Origin of the sequence: Pseudomonas sp. S32 (genome assembly GCF_016648095.1) — a bacterium.
Lineage (GTDB): Bacteria > Pseudomonadota > Gammaproteobacteria > Pseudomonadales > Pseudomonadaceae > Aquipseudomonas > Aquipseudomonas parafulva.
In genome coordinates, this window is the sequence record NZ_JACVVF010000042.1 from 14705 (window position 1) to 31579 (window position 16875).

16 protein-coding genes are annotated in these 16875 nt (G+C 63.3%); 14 read left to right on the forward strand and 2 right to left on the reverse strand.

The genetic code is table 11. The features are described from left to right. The first annotated feature begins 29 nt into the window (after positions 1-29). The 3 genes from IAE38_RS18975 to IAE38_RS18985 all read left to right on the forward strand — a co-directional run bounded on the left by IAE38_RS18975 (position 30) and on the right by IAE38_RS18985 (position 2503). A complete protein-coding gene (locus tag IAE38_RS18975) occupies positions 30-653 on the forward strand; it encodes a glutathione S-transferase (protein ID WP_201218691.1) in 624 nt (207 codons plus the stop codon). Positions 654-794: 141 nt separating this feature from the next. Beyond that, complete coding sequence (locus IAE38_RS18980) at positions 795-1727, forward strand: ABC transporter ATP-binding protein (RefSeq protein WP_028633610.1); 933 nt, start codon at positions 795-797, stop codon at positions 1725-1727. After that, positions 1724-2503 (forward strand): ABC transporter permease, encoded by a 780-nt coding sequence (locus IAE38_RS18985; RefSeq protein ID WP_028633611.1) that lies wholly within the window; start codon positions 1724-1726, stop codon positions 2501-2503. Before IAE38_RS18980 ends, IAE38_RS18985 begins: the two co-directional genes overlap by 4 nt. On the opposite strand, the gene IAE38_RS18990 is transcribed toward IAE38_RS18985, so the two are convergent. After that, positions 2387-3013 (reverse strand): DUF2062 domain-containing protein, encoded by a 627-nt coding sequence (locus IAE38_RS18990; protein WP_201218692.1) that lies wholly within the window; start codon positions 3011-3013, stop codon positions 2387-2389. The two genes, IAE38_RS18985 and IAE38_RS18990, sit on opposite strands and share 117 nt — an antisense overlap. A 141-nt stretch (positions 3014-3154) precedes the next feature. Between IAE38_RS18990 and IAE38_RS18995 the strand changes: the two genes are divergently transcribed. The 8 genes from IAE38_RS18995 to murB all read left to right on the forward strand — a co-directional run bounded on the left by IAE38_RS18995 (position 3155) and on the right by murB (position 10073). Further along, the gene (locus IAE38_RS18995; protein ID WP_201164193.1) at positions 3155-5371 is read left to right on the forward strand and encodes a DNA internalization-related competence protein ComEC/Rec2; all 2217 of its coding nucleotides are present in this window, start codon (positions 3155-3157) and stop codon (positions 5369-5371) included. Positions 5372-5534: 163 nt separating this feature from the next. After that, positions 5535-6170, forward strand: coding sequence for a MotA/TolQ/ExbB proton channel family protein (locus tag IAE38_RS19000; RefSeq protein ID WP_028633613.1), 636 nt, complete (start codon positions 5535-5537; stop codon positions 6168-6170). Continuing rightward, positions 6167-6601, forward strand: a complete 435-nt coding sequence (locus IAE38_RS19005; RefSeq protein WP_028633614.1) for an ExbD/TolR family protein — start codon at positions 6167-6169, stop codon at positions 6599-6601. The genes IAE38_RS19000 and IAE38_RS19005 overlap by 4 nt, the downstream gene beginning before the upstream one ends. Then, complete coding sequence (lpxK, locus tag IAE38_RS19010) at positions 6601-7602, forward strand: tetraacyldisaccharide 4'-kinase (protein WP_201218693.1); 1002 nt, start codon at positions 6601-6603, stop codon at positions 7600-7602. The genes IAE38_RS19005 and lpxK overlap by 1 nt, the downstream gene beginning before the upstream one ends. A gap of 44 nt (positions 7603-7646) precedes the next feature. After that, on the forward strand, positions 7647-7832 hold the full coding sequence (locus IAE38_RS19015) for a Trm112 family protein (RefSeq protein WP_028633616.1): 186 nt from the start codon (positions 7647-7649) through the stop codon (positions 7830-7832). After that, positions 7829-8593, forward strand: coding sequence for a 3-deoxy-manno-octulosonate cytidylyltransferase (kdsB, locus tag IAE38_RS19020; RefSeq protein WP_201164191.1), 765 nt, complete (start codon positions 7829-7831; stop codon positions 8591-8593). The genes IAE38_RS19015 and kdsB overlap by 4 nt, the downstream gene beginning before the upstream one ends. Next, the gene (locus IAE38_RS19025) at positions 8593-9057 is read left to right on the forward strand and encodes a low molecular weight protein-tyrosine-phosphatase (RefSeq protein ID WP_201218694.1); all 465 of its coding nucleotides are present in this window, start codon (positions 8593-8595) and stop codon (positions 9055-9057) included. The genes kdsB and IAE38_RS19025 overlap by 1 nt, the downstream gene beginning before the upstream one ends. Next, on the forward strand, positions 9054-10073 hold the full coding sequence (gene murB / locus IAE38_RS19030; RefSeq protein ID WP_201218696.1) for a UDP-N-acetylmuramate dehydrogenase: 1020 nt from the start codon (positions 9054-9056) through the stop codon (positions 10071-10073). Before IAE38_RS19025 ends, murB begins: the two co-directional genes overlap by 4 nt. A gap of 120 nt (positions 10074-10193) precedes the next feature. On the opposite strand, the gene rne is transcribed toward murB, so the two are convergent. After that, positions 10194-13424: a ribonuclease E gene (rne, locus tag IAE38_RS19035; RefSeq protein WP_201218698.1), complete on the reverse strand. Its 3231-nt coding sequence runs from the start codon at positions 13422-13424 to the stop codon at positions 10194-10196. A 797-nt stretch (positions 13425-14221) separates the two neighbouring features. On the opposite strand from rne, the gene rluC reads away from it, so the two are divergent. Genes rluC through IAE38_RS19050 form a run of 3 tightly spaced genes read left to right on the forward strand, consistent with a single transcriptional unit; the run spans position 14222 to position 16838 of the window. Next, positions 14222-15178, forward strand: a complete 957-nt coding sequence (rluC, locus tag IAE38_RS19040; RefSeq protein ID WP_201214867.1) for a 23S rRNA pseudouridine(955/2504/2580) synthase RluC — start codon at positions 14222-14224, stop codon at positions 15176-15178. Next, entirely contained in the window at positions 15168-15842 is a 675-nt protein-coding gene (locus IAE38_RS19045; RefSeq protein ID WP_201218700.1) for an HAD family hydrolase, read from the forward strand. The genes rluC and IAE38_RS19045 overlap by 11 nt, the downstream gene beginning before the upstream one ends. 6 nt (positions 15843-15848) lie before the next feature. Further along, positions 15849-16838, forward strand: coding sequence for a S49 family peptidase (locus tag IAE38_RS19050; RefSeq protein WP_060481523.1), 990 nt, complete (start codon positions 15849-15851; stop codon positions 16836-16838). Positions 16839-16875 lie beyond the last annotated feature (37 nt).

Genomic DNA, 16875 nt, shown 5'->3' on the forward strand with positions numbered 1-16875 from the left:
TCACCTGCGCATTCATCAAGGACATTGCCATGCTGAAGATCTGGGGCCGCAAGAACTCGAGCAACGTACGCAAAGTGCTTTGGATAGCCCATGAGCTGGGCCTGGACTTCGGGTGTATCGACGCGGGCGGCGCCTTCGGTGTGGTCAACGAGCCGCAGTACCGTACCCTCAACCCCAATGGCCTGGTGCCAATGCTCGAAGATGGCGACCTGGCACTGTGGGAGTCCAACACCATCGTGCGCTACCTGTGCGCAGCCTATGGTGCAGAACAGGGCTGGTATCTGGAGAATCCGCGTGAGCGCGCGATGGCCGACAAGTGGATGGACTGGACGACCTCGTCCTTGGCCACGCCGTTCCGCCCACTGTTCTGGGGCTTGCTGCGCACGCCAGAAGACCAGCGCGACTGGGTGGCAATCAATGCAGCGCATAAACAGTGCGCCCAACTGCTGACCATCGCCGATGAAGCATTGGCCAAGCAGCCTTACCTGTCCGGTCAGCAGATTGGCATGGGTGACATCCCGTTGGGTAGTTTTGCCTACGCGTGGTTCGAGATGCCCATGGAGCACCCACCCATGCGCCACCTGCAAGGCTGGTACGAGCGCCTGAAAGCCCGCCCCGCCTACCAGGCCGGCGTCATGAGCGCACTGACTTGATCGAACACCTGGTGTTCCTTGATAGTCACTATCAATGCACGTAACTGTACTTAGGCTGCCCGGCCAAGCACCATAACTGCACCCACTGCGCCGGTGATCTGCCCCGGCGTGCCTCGACCCTCTTCCGGTAAGTGATCCGCTATGAGTTCTGCCCTGTCCATCCGGCAGCTGACCAAAACCTACGGTAACGGCTTCCAGGCCCTTAACGGCATCGACCTGGATGTTGCCGAAGGCGATTTTTTTGCTTTGCTCGGCCCCAATGGCGCCGGCAAATCCACGACCATTGGTATTTTGTCGACGTTGGTCAACAAGACCAGCGGCAGCGTCAATGTATTCGGCCATGACCTGGATCGCGAGCCGGCGGCCCTCAAGCGCTGCCTGGGCGTTGTGCCCCAGGAGTTCAACTTCAACCAGTTCGAGAAGTGCTTCGATATCGTCGTGACCCAAGCCGGTTACTACGGCATCCCCCCGAAAATCGCCAAGCAGCGGGCCGAGCAGTACCTGACGCAGTTAGGCCTGTGGGACAAGCGCGACGTGCCCTCGCGGTCGCTGTCTGGCGGCATGAAACGCCGCCTGATGATTGCCCGCGCGCTGATTCATGAGCCGCGCCTGTTGATTCTCGACGAACCCACGGCGGGTGTGGACATCGAGTTGCGCCGTTCGATGTGGAGCTTTTTGACCGAGCTGAACCAGAAGGGCATCACCATCATCCTCACCACCCATTATCTGGAAGAGGCTGAGCAGTTGTGCCGTAACATCGGCATCATCGACCACGGCACCATTGTCGAAAACACCAGCATGCGCCAGTTGCTGGGCAAGCTGCATGTCGAAACCTTCGTTCTCGACATCAAGCAGGATTTGGCCACGGCGCCTGCATTGCAGGGTTACCCATGCCGCTTGCTGACGCCGCATACCCTGGAAGTTCAGGTAGACAAGGACATTGGCATCACTGCGCTGTTCAGCCAGTTGGCAGTGCAGAACATCGAGGTGCAAAGCCTGCGTAACAAGACCAACCGGCTGGAGGAGCTATTCGTGTCCCTGGTAGAAAAAAACCTGTCGAAGGTGGCCGTATGAGTGTGGAGCTGCGCACCAACTGGGTGGCCCTCAACACCATCGTCTACCGCGAAGTGCGGCGCTTTCTGCGCATCTGGCCGCAGACCCTGCTGCCGCCTGCAATCACCATGGTGCTGTACTTTGTCATCTTCGGTAACCTGATTGGCCGGCAGATCGGCGACATGGGCGGCTTCACCTACATGCAGTACATCGTGCCGGGGCTGATCATGATGTCGGTGATCACCAACTCGTATGGCAACGTGGTGTCGAGCTTTTTCGGCAGCAAGTTCCAGCGCTCCATCGAAGAGCTGATGGTGTCGCCGGTGTCACCTCACACCATTCTGGTGGGTTATGTGCTGGGCGGCGTGTTGCGGGGTCTGGCCGTAGGGGTCATCGTTACCATCCTGTCGATGTTCTTCACCGACCTGCAGGTGCATCACCTGGGTGTGACGGTCATCGTGGTGCTGCTGACCGCTACTATTTTTTCGCTGCTGGGTTTCGTGAACGCGGTATTCGCTCGCAATTTCGATGATATCTCGATTGTGCCCACCTTCGTGCTGACGCCCCTGACGTACCTCGGTGGGGTGTTCTATTCGATCAACCTGTTGCCCCCGTTCTGGCAGACCGTGTCGTTGGCCAACCCTGTGCTGCACATGGTCAACTCGTTCCGCTACGGCATTCTAGGTGTCTCGGACATCAGTATCGGTACCGCCATCACGTTCATGCTGGTGGCCACCGCGGTGCTGTACCTGCTGTGCGTGCGCTTGCTGGTCAGTGGCCGCGGCATGCGTGCCTGAGCACCGCCCCTTGCGCCGGCGCCACTGCCGGCCAATCCACCAGCGCCAGTAAAGCAGCGTGGTGAAATACGCGGCAACGCCCAATACCACCCCACACACCACCGAGCCCAGCAGGAACGGCTGCCACACGGTGGCCAGTTGATCGGTGATCCATTCGAAGGTGAGCTCCTCCGGCAGCGTGCGCGGCGGCACCTGCAGCAGCCATGCGCCAGTCATGTAGGTGACGAAGAACACCGGGGGCATGGTCAGGGGGTTGGTCAGCCACACCAGGCTGACGGCAATCGGCAAGTTGGCCCTGACTGGAATGGCCAGCGCAGCGGCCAGCAGCATTTGCAGGGGGAGGGGTATCAGCGCCGCGAACAGGCCCACGCCCATCGCCCTCGCGACGGAATGGCGGTTGAGATGCCAGAGGTTCGGGTCATGCAGCAGCTTGCCGAAAAAGCGTAAGGACTTGTGTTCGCGAATGCTCGTCGGGTCTGGCATGTAGCGTTTGAAGAGTCGGCGCGGCATCTGGGCTCCCCGGGGGTTTGAGCGGGGAGTATGCCCTTATTCCCATTCAGCCTCGTTTAGAGTTTGTGACAATTGTTGAGCGGCGCCTGCTGCCATCTGGGCTATGCCTGAGGGCGTGGATCGGTTGCGGAGCTCTACCTTATGCGCACAGGGATGTTGGCGCTTGCGCTCGGGCTGTTGTGCCTGGGTTTTCTCCCCGCCTTGCCGTCGGTCGGATGGCTTGTTGTTCTGGTGATCGTTGGCGGCGCCTGCCTGTTCGGTCGGCTGTGGCCGCTCGGTGTGTTCTTGCTAGGGTTGAGCTGGGCGTGCGGGTCTGCGCAGCTGGCGCTGAACGATCGCCTGGCTAAGGCGCTGGATGGCCGCACGGTATGGTTGGAGGGCCGGGTAACAGGCCTGCCCACGCGTACCGGGCAAAGCGTACGTTTTGACCTGGAGGCGCCGCTGAGCCGCCGGGGTGAGCTGCCCAGGCGGGTGCAGGTGAGCTGGTTCAAGGGGCCGGAGGTCCGCGCGGGGGAGCAGTGGCGGCTGGCGGTGACCGTGCAGCGACCGGCCGGCCTGCTCAACCCGCATGGCCCGGATCGGGAAGCGCAGTTGCTGGCGCGCCGTGTCGGGGCGACGGGCACGGTCAAGGCGGGGCATCGGGTGGCGCCCGCCGATGGGGGGTGGCGCGACACTTTGCGCCAGCGCCTGCTGGCAGTCGAAGCCCAGGGGCAGCAGGCAGCGTTGGTGGCGCTGGTGCTGGGTGACGGTGCGGGGCTGTCGCGGGAGGTGTGGCAAACGTTGCAGGCCACCGGTACGGTGCACCTGCTGGTGATTTCGGGCCAGCACATTGGGTTGGTGGCCGGCTTGCTTTATGGGCTGGTGGCGGGTTTGGTGCGGTGGGGGCTGTGGCCGGCACGGCTGCCCTGGCTGCCTTGTGCCTGCGCCCTGGCCATGGTGGCAGCGCTGGCCTATGGCTGGCTCGCCGGTGCGGGGGTGCCGGTGCAGCGGGCCTGCCTGATGCTGGCTGTGGTGCTGTGCTGGCGGCTGCGTTTTCGCCACCTGGGCGCCATGCTGCCGCTGCTGATGGCACTGGTTGCGGTGCTGCTGGTTGAGCCGCTGGCGGCTTTGCTGCCGGGCTTCTGGTTGTCGTTTGCGGCAGTGGCCACGTTGATCTACTGCTTCAGTGCCCGGCTGGGTGGCTGGCGGCCCTGGCAGGCGTGGACTCGCGCGCAATGGGTGATTGCCATCGGCCTGCTGCCGGTCTTGCTGGCAACTGGCCTGCCCGTCAGCCTGAGTGCGCCGTTGACCAACCTGCTGGCGGTGCCCTGGATCAGCCTTGCGGTGCTGCCGCTGGCATTGCTGGGCACGTTGCTGCTGCCCTTGCCCGGGGTAGGTGAGGCGTTGTTATGGCTTGCCGGCGGCCTGCTGGACCTGCTGTTTGGCATGCTGGCTGTGGTTGCGCAGCAACACCCGGCCTGGGTGCCTGCGGCCCTGCCATTGTGGGCCTGGCTGTTTGTAGCCTTGGGTGCGTTCTTGGTACTGCTACCCAACGGTGTGCCGCTTCGCGGCTTGGGCGGGGTGATGCTGCTGGCCTTGTGGGTGCCGAGGGAGGCCATCCCACTTGGGCAGGTGGAGGTGTGGCAGCTGGACGTCGGCCAGGGGCTGGCGGTGCTGTTGCGAACCCGCAGCCACACCGTGCTGTACGACGCCGGCCCGGCCATGGGTGACAGCGATCTGGGCGAGCGGGTGGTATTGCCGACCCTGCGCAAGCTGGGCGTGCGCAGCCTGGACCTGATGCTTATAAGCCACGCCCATGCTGATCACTCCGGTGGCGCTGGGGCCGTTCGGCGTGGGCTACCGGTAGCCCGGACAATGGGCGGCGAGGAGGTGGACGGGCTGCAGTTGCAGCCTTGCGCCAGTGGTGAGCGGTGGGTGTGGGATGAAGTGCAGTTTTCGCTATGGCAATGGGACCGTGGGCGCAGTAGCAATGATAGGTCGTGTGTGCTGCTGGTGGAGGCCCGTGGTGAGCGGTTGCTGCTGGCTGGTGATATGGAGGCAGGTGCCGAGCGGGCGTGGCTGGCGGCCATGCCCGCCACGGGAATAGATTGGCTGCAGGCACCCCATCATGGTAGCCGCAGCTCATCCACCGAGCCCTTCATTCGCGCCACGGCGCCGCGAGGTGTGCTCATATCGCGGGGCCGCAACAACAGCTTTGGCCACCCCCATGCGCAGGTGGTGGAGCGTTATCGGCGGCACGGGCTGGAGGTGCATGACACCGCCGTAGACGGCGCGCTGCGGCTGGTGTTGGGGCGCCACGGGGAGGTTGAGGGGTGGCGACGGCAGCGGCGGTTCTGGCGGGAAGCTGGGGAGGGCTGATAGGAAAGATCGGGGTCGGGCCCTGCTGCGCAGGGCATCGCGGCCTGCGGTCGCTCCTACATGGGGAACAGTGGTGTGGCCGGCCGATTGGCTGACTTCTGGCAGATGAGGGCCCGACCCGCCTATGGTAGAGTGTTCGCCTTTTTCGACGGGGGCGTTAACTGTGTGGGAATTGGTCAAGTCCGGTGGTTGGATGATGCTGCCGATCATTCTGAGTTCCGTCGCTGCCATGGCAATCGTCGTCGAGCGCCTGTGGACGTTGCGGGCCAGCCGGGTTACGCCGCCACACCTGCTGGGGCAGGTCTGGCTGTGGATCAAGGACAAACAGCTCACCAGTGACAAACTCAAGGCGCTGCGGGCCGATTCACCGCTGGGTGAGATCCTCGCCGCCGGCCTTGCCAACTCGCGCCACGGCCGCGAGATCATGAAGGAGTGCATCGAAGAGGCGGCTTCCCGCGTCATTCATGAGCTCGAACGCTATATCAGCACCCTCGGTACCATCGCCGCCATGGCGCCATTGTTGGGCCTGCTGGGCACCGTGCTGGGCATGATCGACATCTTCAGTGCCTTCATGGGTTCACAGATGACCACCAATGCGGCGGTGCTCGCCGGCGGTATTTCCAAAGCACTGGTCACCACTGCCGCAGGCCTCATGGTGGGTATCCCTGCGGTGTTCTTCCACCGTTTCCTGCTGCGACGCATCGACGAGCTGGTGGTCGGTATGGAGCAAGAGGCCATCAAGCTGGTGGAAGTGATCCAGGGTGACCGTGAAGTGGAAGTGGCGGGAGGCAACGCGTGAAGTTCCGGCGCAACCGCCAGCGCGAGAACGTTGACATCAACCTCGCCTCGTTGATTGATGTGGTGTTCGTGTTGCTGTTGTTCTTCGTGGTCACCACCACCTTCACCCGCGAGAACCAGCTGCGTGTCGAGCTGCCTGAGGCGTCCAGCGCCGAACAGCCCCCTGCGGACGAAGGCAAGCTGGTGGAAATCACCATCAGTGCCGAAGGCGTCTATTCGGTGAACAACCACCTGCTGCCCAAAAGCGACCTGGCCACCCTGAGTGAGGCCATAGAGCGCGAATCCGGTGGCGATAACAAGCTACCGCTGGCCATCAGCGCCGACGGCAAGACACCCCACCAGGCGGTGGTCACCGCAATGGATGCTGCCGGCAAGCTCGGTTTCAGCCAGTTGCGCATGACCACGGTCGAGGCGGCACAAGGTACGCCTTGATGGCTGTTGGCGATCGCCTGCTGGCAGCCTGGTATGCCGGCCACCCCGCCCTGGCAATGCTGCGCCCGCTGGAGACCTTGTACCGGCGGGTAGTAAACCGCAAACGCGCGCGCTTCTTGAGCGGTGAAACACCCAGCTACCGCGCGCCAGTGCCGGTCATTGTGGTGGGCAATATCACGGTGGGCGGAACTGGCAAAACACCGATGATCCTCTGGCTTATCCAGCATTGTCGTCAGCAAGGCTTGAAGGTGGGTGTGGTCAGCCGCGGTTACGGTGCGAAGCCGCCACAATTGCCCTGGCGCGTGCACGCCGACCAGCCTGCCAACCAGGCGGGCGATGAGCCGCTGTTGATTGTGCAGCGCACCGGCGTACCGTTGATGATCGACCCGGACCGTGCTGCTGCGGTGCGGGCGCTGCTGGCCAGTGAGCCGCTCGATCTGATCCTGTGCGATGACGGCATGCAGCACTACCGGCTGGCCCGGGACCTGGAGCTGGTGCTGATCGATGCCGCCCGTGGTCTGGGCAATGGCCGCTGCTTGCCGGCCGGCCCCCTTCGCGAGCCTGCCGAGCGCCTGCACGCTGTTGATGCGGTGCTGTTCAATGGCGCTGCCGAAGACCCCGCCGAGGGCTTCGGCTTTTGCCTGCAACCGGCTGCGTTGGTCAACCTGCGCAGCGGTGAGCGACGCCCGCTCGATCACTTTGCGCCAGGGCAGCGGCTGCATGCGGTGGCTGGCATCGGCAACCCGCAACGTTTCTTCAATACCCTGCTGGCGCTAAACTGGCAGCCGGTCCCGCACCCATTCGCCGACCACGCGCAGTTCAACGCCCAAAGCCTTGCCTTCAGCCCGTCGCTGCCGTTGGTCATGACCGAGAAGGACGCGGTGAAATGCCGGGCTTTCGCGGCTGACGATTGGTGGTACCTGGCGGTGGATGCACAGCCCACACCCGCTTTTACTGCCTGGTTCGACAGCCAGCTGCAACGCTTGCTCAGCACCCCCTGAGCCTTTATTCCATTTTCGGCCACGCGGCCCAAAGGACGCTTTCAATGGACACCAAACTGCTCGACATCCTGGCCTGCCCGATCACTAAAGGTCCGCTCAAGCTCAGTGCCGACAAGACCGAGTTGATCAGCAAGGGCGCAGGCCTGGCTTATCCGGTGCGCGATGGCATCCCGGTCATGCTGGAAAGCGAAGCGCGCACGCTGACCGATGACGAGCGCCTGGACAAATGAGCCTGAACTTCATTGTGGTGATTCCGGCCCGTCTGCGCTCCACGCGCCTGCCGGGCAAGCCGTTGTTGCCGATCGCTGGCAAACCCATGGTGCAGCACGTATGGGAGCAAGCGCGCAAGAGCGGCGCCACCCGCGTGGTCATTGCCACTGACGATGCCAGCATCGTCGATGCCTGCCAGGCGTTTGGCGCAGAAGTGCTGCTTACCCGGGCCGACCATGAGTCCGGTACCGATCGCCTGGCTGAGGTGGCCGCCCAACTCGGGTTGCCGGCCGATGCCATTGTGGTGAACGTACAAGGCGACGAACCGTTGATCCCACCTGTGATCATTGACCAGGTGGCCGCCAACCTGGCCGCACACCCGGAGGCGGGTATCGCCACCTTGGCTGAACCCATTCCTGACCCGGCAACCGTGTTCAACCCCAATGCCGTAAAAGTTGTCAGCGACAAACGCGGCCTGGCCCTGACGTTCAGCCGCGCCCCCTTGCCCTGGGCCCGGGACACGTTCGCCAATGGCCGTCAGCAGCTGCCGGAAGGCGTGCCCTATCGCCGGCATATCGGTATGTACGCCTACCGCGTCGGCTTTTTGCAGGACTTCGTCAACTGGGGCCCTTGCTGGCTGGAGCAGGTCGAAGCCCTGGAGCAACTGCGCGCCCTGTGGCACGGCGTGGGTATTCACGTTGAGGATGCAATCGAAGCACCTGCCGTGGGCGTTGATACACCCGAAGACCTTGAGCGCGTCCGGCGCTTGCTGGAGGCTTGATGCGCGTTCTGTTCGTTTGCCTGGGCAACATCTGCCGATCGCCTACAGCCGAAGGCGTGTTGCGCCATCAGTTGCAGGCTGCCGGGCTGGCCGACCATGTACAGGTGGCGTCTGCGGGTACTGGCGACTGGCACGTTGGCAGCCCGCCAGACAGCCGCACCTGCAAGGCGGCCTTGGCCCGGGGCTACGATCTTTCCGGGCAGCGGGCTCAGCAGGTCAAAGCCGGGCATTTTGCCGAATACGACCTGATCCTGGCCATGGATGAGAGCAACCTTGGCCACCTGCGTGCAATGCGCCCCGATGCGTCCACTGGCGAACTGGACCTGTTCCTGCGCCGTTATGGGGCTGCACTGGATGAAGTCCCAGACCCTTACTACGGCGGTGCTGACGGCTTTGAGCAGGTGCTGGACCTGATCGAGGATGCCTGCAAGGCGCTGGTGCTGGAAATCAAGGGGCGGGTATGACAGTGCAGTGGCAGGAGCAGGTATCGCTCAAGCCTTTCAATACCTTCGGCATCGACGTGAAGGCGCGCTATTTTTGCCAGCCCCACGATGATGAGCAAATCCGCGAGGCGCTCAATCGTGCCCACGCCCAGGGCCTGCCAGTGCAGGTGATCGGCGGTGGGAGCAACTTGCTGCTGACCCAGGATGTGGACGCCCTGGTGCTGCACGTGGCCAGCCGCGGCGTGCAAGTGATCAGCGACGACGGCCACGCTGTCATCGTGGAGGCGCAGGCCGGTGAGCCATGGCACCCCTTTGTGCAGTGGACGCTGGGGCAAGGTTATTGCGGCCTGGAAAACCTCAGCCTGATCCCCGGTACCGTGGGCGCTGCACCAATGCAGAACGTGGGTGCCTACGGGGTTGAGATCAAGGATGTCTTTGCGGGCCTCACCGCGTTGGACCGTGAAACGGGCGAGTTGCGCGAGTTCGACCTTGCGGCCTGTACCTTCGGTTACCGAGACAGCGTGTTCAAGCGCAACCCGGGCCGCTGGTTGATTTTGCGCGTGCGCTTTGCCCTGAGCCATACCCTGCAGCCGCATCTGGACTACGGACCCGTGCGCCAGCGCCTGGCTGAGCAGGGGAACGCCGAGCCGACTGCCCAAGCGATCAGTGACGCCATCTGCAGTATCCGGCGGGAGAAGCTGCCGGACCCGGCAGAACTGGGCAATGCCGGGAGCTTTTTCAAGAATCCGGTGGTTTTGGCTGAATGTGTTGAGCGTATCCGTGCCCAGCACCCTGGCGTGGTGGCGTACCCACTGGCTGATGGCCAGGTCAAGCTGGCGGCAGGCTGGTTGATCGAGCAGGCGGGCTGGAAGGGGTATCGCGAGGGTGATGCTGGCGTCCATCGCCTGCAATCACTGGTGCTGGTCAATTATGGCCAAGCGAGCGGGGCGCAGATGCATGCGCTGGCGCAGCAGATTCAGGCAGATATCCTGCAGCGGTTCGGTGTCGCGTTAGAGATGGAGCCTAACCTGTGGTAGGGGCGAGCGGGGTGTAGGGGAGGCTGCTGTGCAGCCTATCGCGACCTTTGGTCGCTCCTACAGGGAAATAAAAAGCCCCGCCAGTTTGCGCTGGCGGGACTTTTTATTCAGCCGTGGTTATCAACCGTGATGAGGCTTGTGCTCATCGGCGGCTTCCAGGGCTGGCTGCTGCTGCGCGGCCTTGGCGGCAGCCTCGGCTTCGCGCTTACGGCGGCGCACTTCACGCGGGTCGTTCGGCGCGCGGCCGTTGGACAGCATGACGGTGGCAGGCTCTGCTGCTGCCGGGGTTTCAACGGCGGCGGCTTCCTCTTTTACAGGCTCGGGCTCGGCCACTACTTCCGGTTGAACCTCTGCAACAGGTGCAGGTTCTTCAACCACAGGGGTGGCTTGCGCAGCAGCCTGTGCCGGCTCGACAACGACCTGGGCCGGTTCGGCATCAGCCACTGGCGCCTCGGCTGGCAGGTGGATGACCGGCGCCGGCTCAACAGCTGGGGCTGCTTCAACAGCAGTCTGCGGTGCAACTTCCACCACGGGCTCTACAGCCGGCTCCACCACTGCAACAGGCTCGCTCACCGGCTGCTCGACCACCGGTGCGATGGCAATGGCCTGCTCGGTGGTTACAGCCTCGGGCTGTTCGGCAGGCTGTGCAGCTTCGGCGCTTTCATGCTCGACGACCGGAGCCACTTCAGCGGTGGCGCGCTCGGCCTGCTGATGGGCCTGGGCCTCGGCATTGGCGCTGATGTTGCTGGTGGCCACGGCTGCAGTGACAGCAACGCCTGCGGCGAGCTCGGCACCCAGTTCGGTTGCGCCGTGCTGTTGAGGCTGCTCTTCGTTGCCTTCTTCTTCGCTGCCATCGATCAGCTCGCCATTGGCGTTGCGCTGACGCTCGCGACGATTGCTGCGGCGACGCTGGCCACGGGACCGGCGGCGTGGGCGCTCGTCATCGCTGCCTTCCTGGTCATCCTGCAGATGCTCTTCGTTCGGCAGTTGCTCTTCGGCCAGTTCGGCGGCCTGTTCAGTGGCTTCTGCGGCAACCCGGGGCTGGCGTTCTTCACGCGGCGGGCGAGGTGCGCGCTCTTCGCGTGGGGCGCGTTCTTCACGCGGAGTACGCTCTTCGCGGGGTGCACGCTCTTCACGCGGAGCGCGTTCCTCGCGGGGTGCACGTTCTTCACGCGGAGCGCGCTCCTCGCGGGGTGCACGTTCTTCACGTGGTGCGCGCTCTTCGCGCGGAGCTCGCTCTTCCCGGGCTACACGTTCTTCACGTGGCTGGCGCTCTTCACGCTCGGCAGGTGGGGTGGCGTCCAGCGGTTCACGCAATTCACGCACACGCTCTTCGTTTCGGTTGCCGCGGCGGTCTTCACGTGGCTGGCGCGGTGCACGTTCTTCACGCGGAGCACGTTCTTCGCGAGGCGCTCGGTCTTCACGCGGGGCACGCTCCTCTCGTGGCGCGCGTTCTTCACGCGGTGCGCGCTCGGCACGTTCCTCGCGCGGTTTGCGCTCTTCGTCACGGCGGCCGTTGCGGTTGCGCGATTGTTGGCGACCGTTACGGCGCTCTTCATTGCGCGAGCTACGCTCGGCAGCCGGCTTCTCGGCAGGGGTAACGACCGGCGCGGCAGCCGGCTCTTCCTTGCCGGCGAACAGGCTGACCAGCGACTTCACCAGGCCCTTGAACAGGCTGGGTTCTGGCGCGCTCGGTGCTGGCGCCACCGGAGTGGCAGCAGGGGCCTCTTCGGCGGCGGCCGGAACCGGTGCATTGGCGCGGGCAGGTGCAGTTTTCACCGCCGCTTCCTGGCGTACCAGCGTGCGGGTGGCGGTCGGCTGCGGCGCTTCCTCGGTTTCGGAGGCAGCGATCTCGTAGCTGGACTGGTTGTTCAGCACTTCCGGGTTGTCGTCGCGCAGGCGCTGGACTTCGAAGTGCGGCGTTTCCAGATGATCGTTAGGCAGGATGATGATGCGTGCACGGGTGCGCAGCTCGATCTTGGTGATCGAGTTGCGTTTCTCGTTGAGCAGGAACGCGGCAACCGGGATTGGTACCTGAGCCCGCACTTCGGCGGTGCGATCCTTCAGGGCCTCTTCTTCGATCAGGCGCAGGATGGCCAGCGACAGCGACTCGACGTCGCGGATGATGCCGGTGCCGGAGCAGCGTGGGCACACGATGCCGCTGCTTTCGCCCAGCGATGGGCGCAAGCGCTGGCGAGACATCTCTAGCAAGCCAAAGCGCGAAATGCGGCCAACCTGCACGCGGGCACGGTCGGCTTCCAGGCATTCACGCACACGTTCCTCGACAGCGCGCTGGTTCTTGGCGGGCGTCATGTCGATGAAGTCGATGACGATCAGGCCGCCAATGTCACGCAGGCGCAGCTGGCGGGCGATTTCCTCGGCCGCTTCCAGGTTGGTCTGCAGGGCAGTCTCTTCGATGTCGCTGCCTTTAGTGGCGCGCGCCGAGTTGATGTCGATGGACACCAGGGCCTCGGTAGGGTCGATCACGATCGAACCACCGGACGGCAGTTCGACCACGCGCTGGAAGGCGGTTTCGATCTGGCTTTCGATCTGGAAGCGGTTGAACAGTGGCACGCTGTCTTCGTACAGCTTCACCTTGCTGGCGTATTGCGGCATGACCTGGCGGATGAAGGTGAGGGCTTCTTCCTGGGCATCGATGCTGTCGATCAGCACTTCGCCGATATCCTGGCGCAGGTAGTCGCGGATGGCGCGGATGATGACGTTGCTTTCCTGGTAGATCAGGAACGGTGCCGCGCGGTCCAGGGACGCTTCCTTGATGGCGGTCCACAGCTGCAGCAGGTAGTCGAGGTCCCACTGCATTTCTTCGCTGCTGCGGCCCAGGCCCGCGGTGCGCACGATCAGGCCCATGTCGCCGGGTACGGTCAAGCCGTTGAGGGCTTCACGCAGTTCGTTCCGTTCTTCGCCTTCGATGCGGCGGGAAATGCCACCCGCACGCGGGTTGTTGGGCATCAGGACCAGGTAGCGGCCGGCCAGGCTGATGAAGGTGGTGAGGGCTGCGCCCTTGTTGCCACGCTCTTCCTTTTCGACCTGGACGATGACTTCCTGGCCTTCGCTGAGCACTTCCTTGATGTTGACCCGGCCTTCAGGGGCCTTCTTGAAGTATTCGCGGGAGATTTCTTTCAGCGGCAGGAAGCCGTGACGTTCGGAGCCGAAGTCGACGAAAGCGGCTTCGAGGCTGGGTTCGATGCGGGTGATCTTGCCTTTGTAGATGTTGGCCTTTTTCTGTTCACGCGCGCCGGACTCGATGTCCAGGTCGTACAGACGTTGACCGTCCACCAGGGCTACACGCAACTCTTCGGGTTGAGTTGCGTTAATCAGCATTCTTTTCATGTTGTACCGTCGGTTTCCGGGCTGCCGGAAACGGCGTTCGGCACACACGACGTCTCATGGTCGGTGCCAAGGTGCGCAAAGGATGGCCGGGCCATCCCCGTGTCGAGCGGCGTTCGGCACCAGCCGGTTGCCCAGCCTGCCGTTGTCGCGACGACGCGTCCTGTTTGCTGCGGTGCCTACCCGGCCCCGGTGGCTTCGAATTGTTATCCGAATCAACCAAGCGGGCCTGGTGCACTCAGTCAGGAGGAGGAATCAACCGTCAGCCGTGGACGCCCGCAGGCGTCTGTTCAGGACCTTATCCGCTCACCCGCCATTGATTGAGGCGAGGGGCCGGACGCGGTGCTACACGGTCCGAGGGCTGTGCATCTCCACCCTGCACGTATCCCTGATAATTCGGGTGCTGCCGCGCGCTGAATCCGCAACGGGTTGCATTTTTCGCCAGCGCAGGTTCTGCGCTGGCGCCATTCATGTCCAAGGCAGGTATTTCCGAAGTATTCGCCGTGCGTTACGTGAAAGCGACGGGCGGGTAGAGGTGCAGCGAAAGAAGCGGGTAAGCAGGTGAAACACCGCACTTGTCGTTTTTTTCGGTCTTCTCTACGCAGCGCTGGTGGCGATTCCAGGCAATTCGGTAAACTGGCGAAAACCCCGTAGGACGGCCTCGCGTCCTGGAGAATTGCGAAGGTCAGGGACCGGCAAAAGAGCCTGGTGCCGCTGGCCTGCCGCTTATGGCGGCGTTCGCGACTATAGCAGCAATGATTAAGTGCTTCAATTCCATAAAAAATTGTTATGATCCCGCCATGACGACCAATACCCCTCCGACTTCCGGCGTTCAGCTGATCGAAGTCGCGCCGGAGCTTGCCGGCCAACGCATCGACAATTTCCTCATCACAGCGCTCAAGGGTGTGCCCAAGACGCTGGTTTACCGCATCCTGCGCAAGGGTGAAGTGCGGGTCAACAAAGGCCGTGTGAAGCCTGAATACAAGATCCAGGCCGGTGACATCGTGCGGGTCCCCCCGGTTCGCCTGCCCGAGCGTGACGCGCCGGCGCCGGTGGCCCAGGGCTTGTTGCAGCGCCTGGAGGCGGCCATTGTCCATGAGGACAAGGCGCTGATCGTGATGAACAAGCCGGCTGGCATTGCCGTGCATGGCGGCAGCGGCCTGAGCTTCGGGGTGATCGAGGCGTTGCGCCAGTTGCGCCCCGATGCCAAGGAGCTGGAGCTGGTGCATCGCCTGGACCGCGATACCTCCGGCCTGCTGATGATCGCCAAGAAGCGCAGCATGCTGCGTCACCTGCACGCAGCCCTGCGCGGCGATGGTGTCGACAAGCGTTATATGGCCTTGGTGCGCGGCCATTGGCCCACGTCGAAGAAGCAGGTCAATGCGCCGCTGCTCAAGAGCAACCTGCGCTCTGGTGAGCGCATGGTCGAAGTCAACGATGAGGGCAAGGAAGCCTTGACTCTGTTCCGGGTGCTGCGCCGTTTCGGTGAGTTCGCGACCATTGTCGAGGCCAGGCCCATCACTGGCCGGACGCACCAGATTCGCGTGCACGCACTGCACGCCGGCCACATGATTGCCGGTGACAGCAAATATGGCGACGAAGACTTCAGCCGCGAAATTCGCGAACTGGGCGGCAAGCGGCTGTTCCTGCATGCCTACGCCCTGACCGTGCCGCTGCCCGATGGTGGCGAGCTCAAGCTGGAGGCGCCCGTGGACGAAGTGTGGGCCAAGACCGTGGAGCGTTTGAGTGCGCCGTGACTACCAGCTGTTGATTTTCGATTGGGACGGCACCCTGGCCGACTCCATCGGGCGTATTGTCGAGTCCATGAATTCAGCCGCTGCGCGGGCAGGTGAGGCGCCCAGCCCTGAGCAGTCGGTCAAGGGCATCATCGGCCTGTCACTGGCCGAGGCCATCGAAACCTTGTACCCGCACCTGCCGCCGAGCCAGGTCGAGGTTTTCCGCCAGCACTATGCTGATATCTATATGGCGCTCGATCAGCAACCTTCGCCGCTGTTCGAAGGCGTGCGGGAATCGCTGGAGGCCTTCCGTGCCCAGGGTTATCGCCTGGCTGTGGCCACGGGGAAGGCGCGCCGAGGGCTGGATCGGGTTTTGAAGGCCAACGGCTGGGAGCAGTTCTTCGATATCACCCGTGCGGCGGACGAAACCCGTGGCAAGCCCCATCCGCTGATGCTTGAGCAAATTTTGAGTCACTGTGGCGTGCCGCCAGAGCGCGCGCTGATGGTGGGTGACTCGGCGTTCGATTTGCAGATGGCCAGCAATGCGGGCATGCATTCGGTCGCGGTGGGCTATGGTGCCATGTCGCTGCAGGCCTTGGCCGAGTTTGGCCCGCAGCTGTGCATCGATCACTTTTCCCAGTTGCGCCAGTGGCTGGCCGGTAATCCAACATCACTTCCAAGGTAGGTAAGCATGGCAGACGAATGGAAGGCGCCCGAGGCGGAGCCTGAGGAGCGCGAAGAGCGCAAGAGCTGGAAGCTACTGGAGAAAACCCTGCTGGCCAGTGTCCAGGAGCAGCGCAGGTCGCGGCGCTGGGGGATTTTCTTCAAGCTGCTGACCTTCGTCTACCTATTCGGCATTCTGGTGCTGTTCTCGCCCCTGATGGATATCGACAAAGCTGCCTCGCGCAGCGCCAGCCATACGGCGTTGGTCGAGGTGCGCGGGGTCATTGCGGACCAAGAGGCGGCCAGTGCCGACAACATCGTCAAGAGCCTGCGCGAGGCGTTCAAGGACAGCAAGACCAAAGCGGTGGTGATGCGCATCAACAGCCCCGGCGGCAGCCCGGTACAGGCAGGCTACGTGTATGACGAAATCCGTCGTCTGCGCGCCGAATACCCGGCTATCAAGCTGTATGCGGTGATTACCGACCTGGGCGCCTCCGGTGCCTATTACATCGCCAGTGCCGCGGATGAAATCTATGCCGACAAGGCCAGCCTGGTTGGCTCCATCGGTGTGACTGCTGCGGGCTACGGGTTTGTAGGCACCATGGAGAAGCTGGGTGTTGAGCGGCGAGCCTACACCTCGGGCGAGCACAAGGCGTTTCTCGACCCGTTCTCGCCGCAGAAGCCTGAAGAAACCCGCTTCTGGCAAGGCGTGCTGGATACTACCCACCAGCAGTTCATCGCCATGGTCAAGCAAGGGCGCGGCGAGCGCCTGAAGGATAAGGAGCACCCTGAGCTGTTCAGCGGCCTGGTGTGGTCGGGTGAGCAGGCCAAGGCCCTGGGCCTGGTGGACGGGCTTGGCAGCGCCAGTTACGTGGCGCGCGAAATCGTGGGCGAGAAAGAGCTGGTCGATTTCACCGTCCAGGAGTCGCCGTTCGACCGCTTCTCCAAGCGCATGGGTGCCAGTGTGGCTGAGCACCTGGCGATGTGGATGGGCTTCCAGGGGCCGCAGTTGCGCTAAGGGCCTGTCGCGCGTTTTGCGGTGTTTGTGAGGTCGA

Excerpts from the sequence above, each read along its gene's own strand:
- IAE38_RS19015 (WP_028633616.1), top strand. The coding sequence starts at position 7,647 with ATGGACACCAAACTGCTCGACATCCTGGCCTGCCCGATCACTAAAGGT.
- IAE38_RS18990 (WP_201218692.1), bottom strand. The coding sequence starts at position 3,013 with ATGCCGCGCCGACTCTTCAAACGCTACATGCCAGACCCGACGAGCATT.
- IAE38_RS18975 (WP_201218691.1), top strand. The coding sequence starts at position 30 with ATGCTGAAGATCTGGGGCCGCAAGAACTCGAGCAACGTACGCAAAGTG.
- kdsB (WP_201164191.1), top strand. The coding sequence starts at position 7,829 with ATGAGCCTGAACTTCATTGTGGTGATTCCGGCCCGTCTGCGCTCCACG.
- lpxK (WP_201218693.1), top strand. The coding sequence starts at position 6,601 with ATGGCTGTTGGCGATCGCCTGCTGGCAGCCTGGTATGCCGGCCACCCC.
- IAE38_RS18985 (WP_028633611.1), top strand. The coding sequence starts at position 1,724 with ATGAGTGTGGAGCTGCGCACCAACTGGGTGGCCCTCAACACCATCGTC.
- rluC (WP_201214867.1), top strand. The coding sequence starts at position 14,222 with ATGACGACCAATACCCCTCCGACTTCCGGCGTTCAGCTGATCGAAGTC.
- IAE38_RS19050 (WP_060481523.1), top strand. The coding sequence starts at position 15,849 with ATGGCAGACGAATGGAAGGCGCCCGAGGCGGAGCCTGAGGAGCGCGAA.
- murB (WP_201218696.1), top strand. The coding sequence starts at position 9,054 with ATGACAGTGCAGTGGCAGGAGCAGGTATCGCTCAAGCCTTTCAATACC.
- rne (WP_201218698.1), bottom strand. The coding sequence starts at position 13,424 with ATGAAAAGAATGCTGATTAACGCAACTCAACCCGAAGAGTTGCGTGTA.
- IAE38_RS19025 (WP_201218694.1), top strand. The coding sequence starts at position 8,593 with ATGCGCGTTCTGTTCGTTTGCCTGGGCAACATCTGCCGATCGCCTACA.
- IAE38_RS18995 (WP_201164193.1), top strand. The coding sequence starts at position 3,155 with ATGCGCACAGGGATGTTGGCGCTTGCGCTCGGGCTGTTGTGCCTGGGT.
- IAE38_RS18980 (WP_028633610.1), top strand. The coding sequence starts at position 795 with ATGAGTTCTGCCCTGTCCATCCGGCAGCTGACCAAAACCTACGGTAAC.